This window comes from Pseudarthrobacter enclensis (assembly GCF_030811655.1).
GTDB classification, from domain to species: domain Bacteria; phylum Actinomycetota; class Actinomycetes; order Actinomycetales; family Micrococcaceae; genus Arthrobacter; species Arthrobacter enclensis_A.
Genome location: NZ_JAUSRE010000008.1, coordinates 86,040 through 100,013 on the forward strand (window position 1 = coordinate 86,040; position 13,974 = coordinate 100,013).

14 protein-coding genes are annotated in these 13,974 nt (G+C 67.4%); 9 read left to right on the forward strand and 5 right to left on the reverse strand.

Annotated features, from left to right (window positions below):
• Positions 1-5: 5 nt before the first annotated feature.
• Positions 6-296 carry a YciI family protein gene (locus tag J2X98_RS09460; RefSeq protein WP_307307072.1) on the reverse strand — a complete coding sequence of 97 codons (291 nt, stop codon included), beginning with the start codon at positions 294-296 and terminating at the stop codon, positions 6-8.
• Between the two features lie 176 nt (positions 297-472).
• The gene (locus J2X98_RS09465; protein ID WP_307307074.1) at positions 473-1,369 is read right to left on the reverse strand and encodes a LysR family transcriptional regulator; all 897 of its coding nucleotides are present in this window, start codon (positions 1,367-1,369) and stop codon (positions 473-475) included.
• Positions 1,370-1,513: 144 nt separating this feature from the next.
• Here J2X98_RS09465 and J2X98_RS09470 point away from each other — a divergent pair, with 144 nt between their 5' ends.
• The 9 genes from J2X98_RS09470 to J2X98_RS09510 all read left to right on the forward strand — a co-directional run bounded on the left by J2X98_RS09470 (position 1,514) and on the right by J2X98_RS09510 (position 12,070).
• Complete coding sequence (locus J2X98_RS09470) at positions 1,514-2,416, forward strand: LysR substrate-binding domain-containing protein (protein ID WP_307307077.1); 903 nt, start codon at positions 1,514-1,516, stop codon at positions 2,414-2,416.
• A 158-nt stretch (positions 2,417-2,574) separates the two neighbouring features.
• Positions 2,575-3,936, forward strand: a complete 1,362-nt coding sequence (locus J2X98_RS09475) for an MFS transporter (RefSeq protein ID WP_307307081.1) — start codon at positions 2,575-2,577, stop codon at positions 3,934-3,936.
• On the forward strand, positions 3,936-4,877 hold the full coding sequence (locus J2X98_RS09480; protein ID WP_307307350.1) for a shikimate dehydrogenase: 942 nt from the start codon (positions 3,936-3,938) through the stop codon (positions 4,875-4,877). Before J2X98_RS09475 ends, J2X98_RS09480 begins: the two co-directional genes overlap by 1 nt.
• Complete coding sequence (locus tag J2X98_RS09485; RefSeq protein WP_307307084.1) at positions 4,874-5,998, forward strand: Gfo/Idh/MocA family protein; 1,125 nt, start codon at positions 4,874-4,876, stop codon at positions 5,996-5,998. Before J2X98_RS09480 ends, J2X98_RS09485 begins: the two co-directional genes overlap by 4 nt.
• A gap of 9 nt (positions 5,999-6,007) precedes the next feature.
• Positions 6,008-8,092, forward strand: a complete 2,085-nt coding sequence (locus J2X98_RS09490) for an FAD-dependent oxidoreductase (RefSeq protein ID WP_307307086.1) — start codon at positions 6,008-6,010, stop codon at positions 8,090-8,092.
• Positions 8,089-8,958 carry a TIM barrel protein gene (locus J2X98_RS09495; protein ID WP_307307090.1) on the forward strand — a complete coding sequence of 290 codons (870 nt, stop codon included), beginning with the start codon at positions 8,089-8,091 and terminating at the stop codon, positions 8,956-8,958. Before J2X98_RS09490 ends, J2X98_RS09495 begins: the two co-directional genes overlap by 4 nt.
• Positions 8,955-9,794: an aldo/keto reductase gene (locus J2X98_RS09500; RefSeq protein ID WP_307307093.1), complete on the forward strand. Its 840-nt coding sequence runs from the start codon at positions 8,955-8,957 to the stop codon at positions 9,792-9,794. The genes J2X98_RS09495 and J2X98_RS09500 overlap by 4 nt, the downstream gene beginning before the upstream one ends.
• A gap of 12 nt (positions 9,795-9,806) precedes the next feature.
• Positions 9,807-11,594: an FAD-dependent oxidoreductase gene (locus J2X98_RS09505; RefSeq protein WP_307307097.1), complete on the forward strand. Its 1,788-nt coding sequence runs from the start codon at positions 9,807-9,809 to the stop codon at positions 11,592-11,594.
• Entirely contained in the window at positions 11,591-12,070 is a 480-nt protein-coding gene (locus tag J2X98_RS09510; protein WP_307307100.1) for a nucleoside deaminase, read from the forward strand. The genes J2X98_RS09505 and J2X98_RS09510 overlap by 4 nt, the downstream gene beginning before the upstream one ends.
• 21 nt (positions 12,071-12,091) lie before the next feature.
• Here the strand turns inward: J2X98_RS09510 and J2X98_RS09515 are convergent, their stop codons facing one another.
• The 3 genes from J2X98_RS09515 to J2X98_RS09525 are packed head-to-tail and all read right to left on the reverse strand — an operon-like array spanning position 12,092 to position 13,967.
• On the reverse strand, positions 12,092-13,045 hold the full coding sequence (locus J2X98_RS09515) for a hypothetical protein (protein WP_307307103.1): 954 nt from the start codon (positions 13,043-13,045) through the stop codon (positions 12,092-12,094).
• A complete protein-coding gene (locus J2X98_RS09520) occupies positions 13,042-13,803 on the reverse strand; it encodes a cytochrome b N-terminal domain-containing protein (protein WP_307307106.1) in 762 nt (253 codons plus the stop codon). Before J2X98_RS09520 ends, J2X98_RS09515 begins: the two co-directional genes overlap by 4 nt.
• Positions 13,800-13,967, reverse strand: coding sequence for a hypothetical protein (locus tag J2X98_RS09525; RefSeq protein ID WP_160147570.1), 168 nt, complete (start codon positions 13,965-13,967; stop codon positions 13,800-13,802). Before J2X98_RS09525 ends, J2X98_RS09520 begins: the two co-directional genes overlap by 4 nt.
• Positions 13,968-13,974 lie beyond the last annotated feature (7 nt).

Below are 13,974 nucleotides of genomic sequence, written 5' to 3' on the forward strand. Positions count from 1 at the left end.
TTTCCCTACTTCCCGTCCGCGCCGAAGAAGATGTTCCACTGCCGGATGCTGCGTTCTTCGACCAGGTTGTTCCGGAAGAACGGGTCCTGGTCCATCAGGGCCTCAACATCGGCCTTGGACTCACCTTCAATGACCAACAACGCGCCAGGTGCCTCGTCCGGGCCGAAGGGGCCGCTCTTGAGGAGCCGGCCGCCGTCGAACTGCGACTGGAGGAACTCCACGTGGTTGGGACGGTGCGTGTCGCGGGCAGCGGCGGTCCCGTTCGCGTAGGAGTAGGTGACGGCAAAAGTGGCCATGGAAGTTCCTCTTCATTGAGTTGGGAGGTGTGCCGGCTTATCGGGCCGGTCCGGGTGATTCCATGGTGCGGACCCGATTGAGACAAGTCCAATACTTATTCGATCAAGGACTATGTGCCGGAATTGCATAGTCGAGGGCCCTGCGTGAGAAGAGTCCCTGGGGTCCGGCCCGAGCTCTAGGCCGGGGGCGTGGGGAGGACTTCCTCGGCCACCTGCAGCGCCAGCCTAAGGGCAGGGGAGACGAGGGCAGGATTCCAGGCAATGCCGGATTCCAGCCGCGGCGCATTGTCCGAGAGCGGAATGAACACCGTGCCGCCGGGCATGATCCCGGCGACCGACTCTGGCATGAGGCTTACCCCGACGCCGCCGGCCACCAGGGACAGCGCCGTGTAGGGATCCGAGACTTCCTGCGCCACGCGTGTGCGGAATCCTGCAGCGGTGCACGCGGAAAGGATGGCCTCACGCAGCGTCGAACCCTGGGCCTCGGGCATGGTGACGAAGCCGTCCGCGGCCAGTTCGCGCAACGCGATTGTGGACCGCCCGGCCAGCGGGTGGTCCACCGGGACCGTGGCTCCCAGCGGTTCCACCGCGATGCGCCTGGTGGCAAGGGACGGCGCGTCCACCGGCAGGCCGATGAAGGCCAGGTCCATCGAGCCATTGTGCAGATGGCCCAGGGCGTCCTGCGTCAACAGCCCGCCGCTGAGGGTCAGGTCCAGGCCGGGATAGCGCTGCCGCAGGGCGCGGGTCAGCGGCGGCAACGTGGTGTGGTTGAGCGCGCCGGAGAACCCGATGGCCAGGCGGCCGTAAACCGTCCCCGTGTCAGCGGTGGCGGCCCGCCGGGCGAGGTCCAGCTCCTCGAGGATCTTCCGGGCGTGGGGCAGGAACGACAGTCCTGCCGTGGTCAGCGAAACGGCCCGGGTATTGCGCTCGAACAGCTCCGCACCCAGGCTTTTTTCCAGCTTCTTGATGGTCTGGCTCAGCGGTGACTGTGCCATGCGCAGGCGGCTGGCCGCCCGGCCGAAGTGAAGCTCTTCGGCGACCGCCAGGAATGCCTCAATCTGCCGCAGTTCCATGTGCCTCCCGGTGGGCCGAGGTCCTGGCCCGATTGAGCGCTGATTCAACCTAGTTGCCCCGTTACTATAATCTCAGTGCACTTGATGCATTCCCATGGATCCGGGCGGCCAGCTGCACGCGGGCTGCCAGCAAGGGGCGCGTGAATGACCGAAATCCGGTGGCTTGAAGCCTTCGTCGCGGTTGCCGAAGAACTCCACTTCGGCCGCGCAGCTCTCCGCCTCCATACCTCGCAGTCGCCGTTGAGCCAGACGATTCGGAAGCTCGAGAACGACCTGGGCACGCGCCTTTTCGAGCGGAACACCAGGAGCGTCGCGCTCACATCGGCCGGCCACGCCCTCCTTCCGCGGGCCTACCGCGTGCTCCAGGACATGCGCCTGGCGCGCGAGGCTGCCCTGGCTGAAGTGGAGGGTGTCCGCGGAAAGATCCTGATTGGATTTTCCGGGGCCGTGAACCATTTGACGCTGCCGCCGCTCACGCGGGCAGTGCGGCGGCGCCACCCTGACATTGAATTGGACCTCACCAGCAGGGTGCGCACCAGGGACGGGTTGGCAAGCGTTGCCAACGGAACCCTTGACTTGGCCTTCGTCGGCGTTGCCGAATCCCCGGATCCCTCAGTAGTGGCCCGGCTTGTTGCCCGGGAAGAAATCGGGGCCGTGCTTCCGCTGGACCATCCGTTGGCCCGGGAGAAGTCAATACCGTTGCAGAGCCTGGCGGGCGACGACTTCATTTCGCCGCCCACGGACGGCTCGTCCTCCATGACGGAAGTGCTGCTGGCGTCCTGCATGGCGGCGGGGTTCCGGCCGCGCATCGTCCAGGAGTTGTCGGACCCCTACATGGTGCTGACGTTCGTGGCCGCAGGGGTCGGGGTCACGCTGATGAGCAGCGGAATCTCGAGCATCATCCCTTCCGGCGCAACCTACGTGCCGCTGGACGCTCCGCACCACTACATGAACCACGCGATTGCCTGGTCCGCCGACAACGATTCGGCCGTGTTGAAGGCCGTGCTCGACGTCGTTGAGGAGGTCTTCCCGCCTGTCGCCAGCTGACCGAATATAGTTCGATCGCAGCATAGTGCTAGATCAATTTAGTCGTGGACTAACTAAGTGACGGCACCCACACTGGATGGAGAAGCCGCCCCATGCGGCCACCCGGTTGCAGCGCAAGCACTGCCTGCATAACGGTTCCAGTCCATGAAGGGAAGACCATGTCAGTGTCGACATCGGTGCCAGCACACCCAAAGAACAACGCCAAGATCGCAGCCGTCTCCGGATTCGTGGGCAGCGCGCTCGAATACTACGACTTTTTCATTTTCGGCTCGGCCGCAGCCCTGATCTTCGGAAAGCTCTTCTTCGCGCCCGGCCCGTCCGCCATGCTGATGTCCTTCGCCACGGTCGGTGTAGCGTACGTCGCCCGCCCGCTGGGCGCCGTCATCTGCGGGCACCTGGGCGACAAGTTCGGCCGCAAGAAGGTCCTCCTGCTCACGCTCCTGCTGATGGGAGCCTCCACCTTCCTGATCGGCTGCCTGCCCACCTACAACCAGATCGGCATGACGGCGCCAGTCCTCATCGTGGCGCTGCGGCTCCTCCAGGGGCTCTCCGCCGGCGGCGAATCGCCGGGCTCAAGCTCCCTGACCCTCGAGCACGCCCCCGACAGGAAACGCGCCTTCTACACCAGCTGGACCATGAGCGGGATCATGTTCGGCATCGTGCTCTCCACCCTTGTCTTCATCCCCGTGGCCTCCATGCCCGAGGACCAGCTCCTGGCCTGGGGCTGGCGCATCCCGTTCCTGGCCAGCGCCGTGGTCACCGTGATCGCGTTCGTGCTCCGCAGGCTCCTCGAAGAGCCCGCGGTGTTCAAGGAAGTCAAGGCCCACGATGAAGTGGTCAAGGTACCGCTGGTCACGCTCTTCCGGCACCACTGGGTAACTGTCCTCCGCGTCACCGCAATGTCGCTGTTCACCATCATCAACACCATCATCAACGTCTTCGCCCTCAGCTACGCCACCTCCGTCGTCGGCGTGGAAAAGGGGCTGATGCTGACCGTGATCGCCGTGGCCAACCTCGCCGCCGTGGGCATCGGCCCGCTGGCGGGCATCCTTTCCGACCGGGTCGGCCGCAAGCCTGTCTTCGTGTCCGGACTGGTGCTGCAGATGGCCATGATCTTCGTCTTCTTCGCGGCGCTGACCGCCGCAAACGTACCCCTGATCTTCCTCACCGGAATCGTCCTGATCGGCCTTGCCTACACCGCAACCAACGCCATCTACCCCGCCTACTTCCCGGAGCAGTTCCCGGTGAAGGTCCGCTACTCCGGAATGGCCGTGAGCCTGATGTTCGGCCTCCTCCTGGCGGGCTTCGCCCCCGTGATCTCCGAACTGCTGATCGGCGGCGACAAGGCCAACTGGGTTCCGGTCGCCATCTTCGCCGCGGCAGCCTGCGCCGTCTCCGCGATCGCGGCGCTCACCGCGCCCGAGACGGCCAGGACTCCCACGCCGCTGCTGGGACTGAAAGCGGCCGGCGCCCGGCACCACGCGCCGTCGGCCCTGGCAGCAGACAAGGTCCAGGCGTGATGCTGCAAGCCCTGGCGGGTCCGCAGCCGCTCCAGCCGCGCACACCCGACGTCCACCACCGGTTCGTCGTGGGGCTGCTGGGTTCCGGCATCGCCGGCTCACTCACCCCCGGCCTGCATGAAGCGGAAGCGGACAGGCTGGGCGTGGCCTACACCTACCGCATCATCGACCTGGACGCCCTGGGCGGCCAGCCCGGACGGTCCGCGGAGCTGGTCAGGAGCGCAGCGGAGCTCGGATACGACGGGCTCAACGTCACCCACCCGAGCAAGCAGCTGGTGCAGGACGGCCTGGACGAGCTCTCGCCCGATGCCCGCATCCTCGGCGCCGTGAACACCATCACCTTTCACGGCGGCAGGGCAGTGGGCCACAATACGGACCACACCGGCTTCATCGGCGGCTTTCGCGCCGGCCTCCACTCGGCGCCCATCAACTCCGTCGTGCAGGTCGGCGCCGGGGGTGCCGGGGCGGCCGTGGCCTACGCCCTCCTCAACGCCGGTGCCGGCCACCTGGTGATCGCGGACATCGAAGCTGACCGGGCCGAAAGCCTCGCCGCCCGGCTGGCGCCCCACTTTCCCAACAGCGAGGTGGTGGCTGCCCGCACCGATGCCATCGCCGGAACCATCCGTACCGCGGACGGCCTGGTCAACACCACGCCCATCGGCATGACCGGCCATCCCGGAACCCCGGTGGATCCCCACCTGCTGCACCCGGGGCTCTGGGTGGCGGACGTCATCTACCGTCCGCTCGAGACCGCGCTGGTCACGGCCGCCCGGGAGAAGGGCTGCGCGGTCCTGGACGGCGGACGGATGGTGGTGGGGCAGGCCGCCGCCGCATTCGAACTCTTCACGGGCATCCCCGCGGACCCGGACCACATGCTGGCCGCGTTCCACCGGGCAGTCTCCGCCTCCCACTCCGACCAGAAAGATGGCAGTCGCCGATGACCACCCCCTCACCCGCCACCCCCCGCCCGCTGCGCGTTGGAATCGCAGGATGCGGAGCGATCTCCCACAACCACCTGACCGCTTTCCGTTCCCTCGACGGCGTCGAGGTCGTTGGCGTCTGCGACATCGACCCCCACCGTGCGGAGGCCACGGCACGGGAGTGGGGGATTCGCCACGCCGCCGGCACCGTGGATGCGCTCCTGGCACTGGATCTGGATATCGTCTCCGTCTGCACGCCGCACCCCACCCATGAAGAGGTGGTGCTGCAGGCGGCCGCAGCGGGAGTGCACGTGCTCTGCGAGAAGCCGATCGCCGTCGAACTGGCGTCGGCGGAGCGCATGGTGCAGGCCTGCGATGAAGCGGGAGTAAAGCTGGGTGTCCTCTTCCAGCGGCGGTTCTGGCCGGCAGCCCAGCGTATCCGCGCCGCAATCGACGACGGGACCCTGGGCCGGCCCATCCTGGGCCAGTGCTCGGTGATGCTGCACCGCGACCCGGAGTACTACTCCCGGGACGCCTGGCGCGGGACCTGGGCGAACGACGGCGGCGGGGTCCTGATGACCCAGGCCATCCATTACATCGACCTGCTGCAGTGGTTCATGGGCGATGTTGCCGAGGTGTACGGCAGGATCAACACCTACAAACACGGTGAGCACATCGAGGTGGAGGATTCGGCGACGGCCGTCATCACCTTCACCTCCGGCGCCATGGCCACGCTGGAAGCGTCGACGGCGGTGTCCCCAAGCCTGGGCGTGCAGGTCCGCATCACGGGGGAGACGGGTGCCTCCGCGTCGCTGACCGAGTTCCCGGAAGGCAGCGACGGCCGCGTGGACCTGTGGGCGGTATCCGGGAAGGTCAGCACCGAGCCGGCCCACCCCGGGGACGCTGAACCCAACGTCCCCCTGGCGACCATCAACGGCCAGCTCATCCCGCACCACACCACCCAGGTCCGCGACTTTGTCCGGGCCCTGGGCGACGGCGGCGAACCGACCATTACCGGCCGCGATGCCACCAAGGCGCTGCGGATCCTGCTGGCGGTCTACGAATCATCCCGGACAGGCAGCCCGGTCCGCTTCACCCCGCTGTCTGAAAGCGCACAACCCCTGGCACAGGTTGGGGGCTAAGGAAGAGCAATGGAACAGAACACGCGCTACGCCGCCCGCCCCCTGACTCTGGGCCGCAACGGCCGCACCCCCAAGACCCTCCGCAACCGGCTTGCCTCCGCTCCGATGGAACGCAACTACGGCACCACGGACGGGCGCATCACCGAGCAGTACATCGACTACCTCGTGACCCGGGCCAAAGCCGGCCTGGGCATGGTCACCACGGAAGCCACCTATGTCCGTGCCGACGGCAAGGGCCGCACCCACCAGCTGGGCCTGCACACTGACGCCATGATCCCGGGCCTGCGGAAACTCACGGACGCGCTGCACGCGGAAGGCGCGCTGGCCGCCGTCGAACTCAACCATGGCGGCCGCACCGCGCAGGCCGCCGTGTCCGGGTTCAAGAACGTGGCGCCGTCGCCAGTACCGTGCGAGGTGGCAGGCGGCGAAGTTCCGCGCGAGCTCACCAGCGACGAGTGCGAAGGGCTCGTCGAAGCCTACGCCCAGGCTGCCCGTCGCGCGGTACAGGCCGGCTTCGACGTCATCAACCTCCACGGCGCCCACGGCTACCTGATCCACCAGTTCATGTCACCCATCTCCAACCACCGCACGGACCGGTTTGGCGCGCCCGAGTACTTCATGAACAGGGTCATCGACGCGGTCCGGGCCGCAGTTCCGGACACCATCGTGGGCATGCGGGTCTCCGTGCTGGAGGGACCCGCCAACGGTATTTCCGCCGGAGGGCAGGTGGCCATCACCGCCAAGGCCCACCTGGACAAGCTGGACTTCCTGGACATCTCGGCCGGCAGCTACGAAGCGGGTGAGTGGATCGTCCAGTCGGGGGAGTGGAAGCCCGGCATCCTCGCCGGCTACGCCCAGGCCTACCGCCAGTTCGGAATCCCCCTGGGGATGGCCGGCCGGCTCAACTCACCGGCCATCATCGAAGAAGTCCTCGCCGCCGGGACCTGCGATTTCGTCAGCCTCGCCCGTGCCATCCACGCCGACCCGGCCTTTGTGGGCGGTGTCCTCCGCGGCGACCGCTACCGCCCCTGCATCGCCTGCAACGTCTGCATCGACAACCTCGGCCTCGGCCAGGTGACCTGCACCGTCAACCCTGCCGTGGGCCGCTCCCGCGTCCCGGTCCCGACGCCGGCCGTCCGCGAGGGCGCCCGCGTGGCGGTTGTGGGCGCCGGCCCCGCCGGCCTCACCGCCGCCCGGGAACTCGCCGAAGCAGGGGCGAAAGTGACAGTGTTCGACGACGGCGGGCGGCCGGGCGGCCAGTTCGCCTTCGCGGAGCGGATGAAGTCCACGCCCGACTTCCACCGCTTCACCGACTGGTCGACCGCAGAAAACGCCCGGCTGGGTATCGACCTTAAGCTGGGATCGCACGTGGATACCACCCGCCTGGACGCCCTGGTCCGCGAGACCGCGGCAGACGCCGTCGTGCTTGCCACCGGTGGTCTCCGGCCCGGCGCCGGCTTCCTTGGCGCAGACTCCGCGGACGTCCTGGACATCCGGGACTGGCTGGCCGGCCATCCGGAAGTGCTCGCCGAACCGGTGGACCGCGCCGCCATGCCCGAGGCCGTGACAATCTGGGGCGCCGATTCCGTTGCCATGAGCGTTGCCGACACCCTGGCCGCCAGGGGAACGGCGGTCCTGCTGGTCGGGCCGCAAGACGGGATCGCCCCGGAATCCGGCCGCAGGGCCAAGATCCTGGCCGTTCCCCGGCTCCAGGCCAACCCCATGGTCCGGATCCGGCTGGACACCGTCATCGAGGAGTACGACGGAACACGGGTCCGGGTGTCCGGCCCGGGTTGCCCGCCCGAGGGGGAATGGCTGGACGCGCCGGGACCGCTGCTGGTCTCGCGCTCCGTGGTTCCGCTTGACGGCTCCGTCGCAGCCGAGGCCCGCGACGCGGAACTGAGCCTGATGGCCGGAGTGCCCGTGACCCTGGCCGGAACCGTGGTGGACCAGACGCCGGCCATCGCCTCCAACGCGGTCAAGAGCGGCTACGACGCAGCGCAAAGGATCGCCGCCCGCCTGGCCATCGGCTCAATGGACATCACGGACTCGATGAACAGCACGGACTACAGCTTGAATGGAGCACCCCGATGACGCACACCCCGCCCCGGCCCGTCGGGCTGGCCCAACTCTCCCTGCTCAACACCGCGCCGCCGGACCTCGTTGGCATCGCCGCCCAGGCGGGATTCGACTTCGTTGGCGTGCGGGTCCGCCCGGTAACGCCCACGGAACGGCCCTATGACCTGCAGCCGGGCTCGCCGATGCTGAAAGAGACCCTGGCGCGCATGCAGGACACCGGAGTCATCGTACGGGACATCGAATTCCTGCTGCTGGACGGCAGCGACCAGCGCGACGCCTGGCTGCGGATGATGGAAGCCGGCCAGGCACTGGGCGCCAGCTCCATCACTGTGGCAGGAGGGGACCCCGACGCCGGGCGGCTGCTCACCACGTTGTCGACCATGACCGAGGACGGCCGCGATTTTGGCATCACCCCCACGCTGGAGGCCATCTCGTACCAGCCGGTTGCCTCCATTGCCCAGGCAGCCGATCTCGCCCGCCGCGCCGGCTGCAACATCGTGGTGGACACGCTGCACTTCAACCGCTTCGTGGGTGCCGGCGCCGAGGGCCAGTGGGATGCGCTGCGCGCCCACGCAGCCCTTGTGCCGTTGCTTCAACTGTGTGACGGCCCGGTGGCCCGGCCGGCCAGCCGGGACGCGCTCATCACCGAATCCCGGTCGGAACGGGAGGTCCCGGGCGAGGGCGGGTTTGATCTTGCCGGGGTGGTGGGGGCACTTTCGGCTGGCCTTCCAGTCAGTGCGGAGGCGCCGTCGGACCGGCGCGCCGCTGAACTGGGTGAGCTGGGGTGGGCGCGGCGGCTCAAGGCCGGCGTGGATGCGGTGCTGGCGAAAGCCGACGCGCTGCGCGAATCAGGGACGCCCACGAAGGCGGGTGTGCAATGAGCACCACCACCGCAGCCGGAACCTCCACCGAGCTGGTACAGGGCGTGCAGATCCCGATCATCGGCCTGGGGACCTGGCCGATGATGGGTGAGGATGCGTCCGCAGCCGTTTCGCAGGCCATCGCCAACGGCTACCGGCACATCGACACCGCCGAGAACTACGGCAACGAGGAAGCCGTGGGTGAAGGAATCCGCCGCAGCGGGATTGACCGGGGCCAGCTGTTCCTCACCACCAAATTCAACACCCGGTGGCACAGCCGGACCGGCGTCCGGGAAGCGTTTGCGGGTTCAACCCGGCGGCTCGGCACGGACTACCTAGACCTGTTCCTGATCCACTGGCCCAACCCCGCCCAGGAACGGTTCGTGGAAGCCTGCGAGGGACTCCAGCAGCTGATGGATGACGGGTGCATCCGCGCATGGGGTGTCTCCAACTTCAAGCCCGCCCACCTGCAGCGCGTGCAGGCCGCGGGGCTGCGGGTACCCCTGAACCAGATACAGGTGGACCCCGAACACGGCCAACCCACACAGCTTGGCTGGCACGCCGGGCAGGGGATCCTGACCGCTGCCTACAGCCCGCTGGGCCGCAACGGCACCTTCCTCAGCCACCCGGCCATCAGTGGCCCGGCCACGGAGCTTGGGAAGACACCGGCCCAGATCGTCCTGCGGTGGCATGTCCAGCACGGCCGCGTCGCCATCCCCAAGTCGGCACACCGGGAACGCCAGCGCGAAAACCTGGACGTCTTCAATTTCACCCTGACGCAACCGCAGCTCGCCGCCATCGACGCCCTCGAAACCGGTGCGCCGCCGCGCCTCGACTCCGACACCTACTTCCACTAAGAAAGCTTTGGCATGATGTCCCCTTCACAAACTCCTTCCCGGCTCCCGGACCTGGACTGCGACGTCCTGGTGATTGGTTCCGGAGCGGGCGGCCTGTCCGCCGCCGTGACCGCCGCCTACCACGGACTGAAAGTCGTCGTCGTCGAGAAAGCCGCCGTCTGCGGCGGTGCCACCTCCTGGTCCGGCGGCTGGGCCTGGACGCCCGGAAACCCGCTGGCCAAAGCCGCCGGCGTCAACGAAGACCGTGAACTGTTCCGGACCTATCTCCGCCACCGCCTCGGCCGGAACTACCAGGAAGACCGGGTGGACGCGTTCCTTGAAGCCGTTCCCCACATGGTGGGTTTCTTCCACAACAAGACCAGCCTGCAGTTCGTGCCGGGATCCAAGATCAAGGACATTTACGGTGACACCCCGGGGGCCGGAACCGGGCACCGCTCCGTGGGTCCAAAACCGATCAACGCACGCCGGATCAAGCCCGCGCTCCGGGCCAGGATGCGCCACCAGCTCTACGAAACCTCGTTCCTGGGCATGGGCATCATGGCGGGCCCTGACCTGGCCAAATTCCTCTCCGCCTCGCAGGGGGACATCCGGGGGATCTTCCACGCCGCGTGGCGGGTGGGATTCCATCTCCTGGACCTCCTTGCCCACCGGCGCAACATGCAGCTGGTCAACGGCACCGCGCTCACCGGTCGGCTGCTCAAATCGGCGGACGACCTGGGCGTGAACATCCGCGTCTCCACCCCGGCCCGGCACCTGCTGTCCGATGAGTCCGGGAAGGTGACGGGCGCCGTCGTAAGTTCCCCGCAAGGCGGACTCCGGATCACTGCCTCCCGCGGCGTCGTCCTGGCCGCCGGGGGCTTTCCCAATGACGTTTCCCGTCGCAAAGCCCTTTTCCCCAAAACCCCGACCGGCCGGGAGCACTGGACCCTGGCGCCCAAGGAAACCACGGGGGACGGCATCACCATGGCCCAGGAGGTGGGCGCCCGCTTCGAGACCGGGCTGGCGTCCCCGGCCGCGTGGTGCCCGGTTTCATTGGTCCCGTACCGGAACGGACGCATCGGCACCTTCCCGCATATCATGGACCGGGCCAAGCCCGGCAGCATCGGGGTGCGGCGGGACGGCAAGCGGTTCGTCAACGAAGCCAACGGTTACTACGACTACGTGGAAGGCCTGCTGGCTGCCACCCCCGAGGGCGAACCCGCGGAAGCCTGGCAGATCGCCGACGCCGCGTTCGTGCGCAAGTACCCGCTGGGCATGGCCAAGCCGCTGCCGGTGCCGCTGTTCCCGTACCTGCGCAGCGGATACCTGAAGAAGGGCAAGACCATCGAAGAACTCGCCGTGGCCTGCGGCATCGACCCGCACGCCCTGGCCAGGACCGTTGCGGACTTCAACGACAACGCACGCAGGGGGATCGACCCCGACTTCAAACGCGGCGCCACCGAGTTCAACAAATACGGCGGTGACCCCGGGAACACCCCCAATCCCTCGCTGCGCCCCCTGGAAAAAGGGCCCTTCTACGCGGTGAAAATCGTCCCGGGATCCTTCGGAACCTTTGCGGGGCTGGCGGCCGATGCCCGGGCGCGCGTCCTGGATACTGACGGGCACCCCATTCAGGGCCTCTACGTGGCCGGCAATGACCAGGCCTCGGTCATGGGCGGACACTACCCGGCCGGCGGGATCAACCTTGGCCCTGCCCTGACGTTCGGCTACATCGCCGGTCGCGACCTTGCCCGTGCCACCCACTACGAGGACGACGGCGCGCCCGCGCAGAATCAGCCGCGTGCAACAATGGCGCCATGACCCACGAGCAGCCTGAATCCGCCGCGCCGGAACTGGACCGCACCGACCTCCCCGCTTTCGAAGCCGCCTATCAGGCCGCCCAAAAGAGCCTTACCGAAGGCGGCATCCCCATCGGGGCTGCGGTCGCCCGGGGCGGCGTGGTCTTCGCCAGCGGCCACAACGAACGGGTCCAGAACGCCGATCCGATCGCGCACGGGGAGATGTCCGCGCTGCGCGCTGCCGGCCGCCAGCGGAGTTACCGGGACACCACGCTCTACACCACCCTGGCCCCGTGTGCCATGTGCGCCGGAACCATCATCCAGTTCAAGATCCCCCGCGTGGTGGTGGGGGAGGCACGGACGTTCGACGGCGAGCTGGACCTGCTGCGGTCACGCGGGGTTGAGGTGGTGGTCCTGGACGATCAGCGCTGCGTGGACATGATGCGCACCTTCCAGGCAGACAGGCCGGACCTGTGGGCGGAGGACATCGCCGAGTAGCGTTGGCCACTGTCGGCGAGGTCAGCGGTTCCGGTAGTAGTCCTTCCAGATGAGGCGATGGACTGGCAGCTTCCTCGGAATCGACCTCAGGCCGGGGATGAACGGCAGCAGCGTCAGCAGCGCGGTCAGCACGAGCATCGTCACCACGGCCAGGGCGTCGACGCTCGGCGAGGACTTGAACGGTTCCACCTGGTAGAGGAGCGAGAAGAGCCAAAGCCAGGACTGCCCAGGGGTGTCGCCGGTCTCGTTCATGACTCCCCACTGGTCCCCGGAGAGGTGCTGGCTTGCCGCAAGATCCGGGAAGTAACCGCCATCTCCGAGGAACAGAAGGCTGCGGGTGTAGTCCATGTTGTAGAAGTTCCCGCCGCCCTGGAGCACGCCGTCCAAGGTTCCTTGCCGCGCCATGTCCGTTAATGCGCCGGTGAGCGCGGGGACCGGGCCGTAGGAGCCGTCCGCTACCTTGGCGGGGTCGTTATCGGGGGCCGCGGCGAGGGCAGCGGAATACGCGGATGCCCAGTCCGAGCGTTGCTGGTCAGTGGCGGTTGTCCAGTCAGCCAGGGCGGCCGGGGGCGATGGGAGCGACTCCAGCGGGCCAATGACGAAGTCCTGGGCAGTATCAACAGGAAGCCGGACGCCCGAGAGGCTTTGGAGGTCCACCGGGCCAATCTTTTGCGACGCGTCCGGAGTGGAGTTGTACGGCGGCCCGTAAACGGCGGTGTCGGACGTTCGGGCCAGTTCCTTTGCCGCCGTCGCGACGAAGTCCGCCGGGGCGGCGGCGGCCCACGATTTGAGGCTGACGCTGGGCTCATCAGGCGCACCGAAGAATGCCGATACACCGAGCACCAGCAGGCCAACCACCACAACGCCGATGGTGAGTTCCTTGAGGAGGTCATATTCGCGGACACGGCCGGTCCACGGCCTGCCGGCAACGTCGTCCCTCTTCCGCCATGAGGTGCTGCTGACCTGGCCCGTCACAGCGCTGCGTCCTTGGGGTCAGCTGACGTCCTGGGGGCGGCGGACGCCACCGGCTGGCCGGGCTCGCGAGGATTGCTGGACTCCGTGCCGTTGTCGCGCAGCTGGGCGTCGCCCACCGCAGCTTCCAGCGGTGGCACGACGCCGTGAACCCGGACCAGGAGGACGTGCAGGACCACCACGGCACCCACTGCCAAGGGCAGCAAGGTGACATGCCACACGAAGATCTGTCCGACGTTGGCCACGTTGAACCAGGCGCCTACGCCCACGGAGTTCAGTGCGTCCTTGGCTTCGAAGGCAATCCACTGGGAATCGAAGTTCGTTTGGAGAAGATACCCGGTGAAGGCCGCCACGATGGAAACGACGAACGAGAGCATGCCGGTGATCCACGTCAGCACGCGGCCACCGCGCCAGGCCGCCATCCAGAACTTCAGCCAGAGGTGCACCACCAAGAAGATGAAGAACAGTTCCACGCTCCACAAGTGGCTGCTGTTGACGAAGCGGCCAAGTGAGGAAACGTGATACCACTGGGGCCCGTTCAGTCCCAGCACGACCCCCGACATGATGATCCAGACCAGCGAAGCTACAGCCCCCATGCCGAAGACATAGGCCCAGGACATGACATAGCTTGGCTGGTCCCCGGGAAGGAGCTTGTCCGGAGGAAGCTTCCGCAGCAACCATTTGCGGGTCTTGCCGGTCCACGTGTGCGCGTCGCTGTCCGGCTCCGGGAACCCGTCCGCCGGCTTGGCCTGGGCTCTCATTTCCGCCCCTTCCCGCCGGGGAACGGGAGGACAAGGGCCAGGAAGAACAGAATGATCATCACGATGATCACAATGAGGTTTCCCGACTGGATGGTGAAGCCGTCCCAGCCAAAGTACGTTCCGGCGCCCACTGATACGGCGCCTGTGACTAGCCACCTGGCCATGGAATCC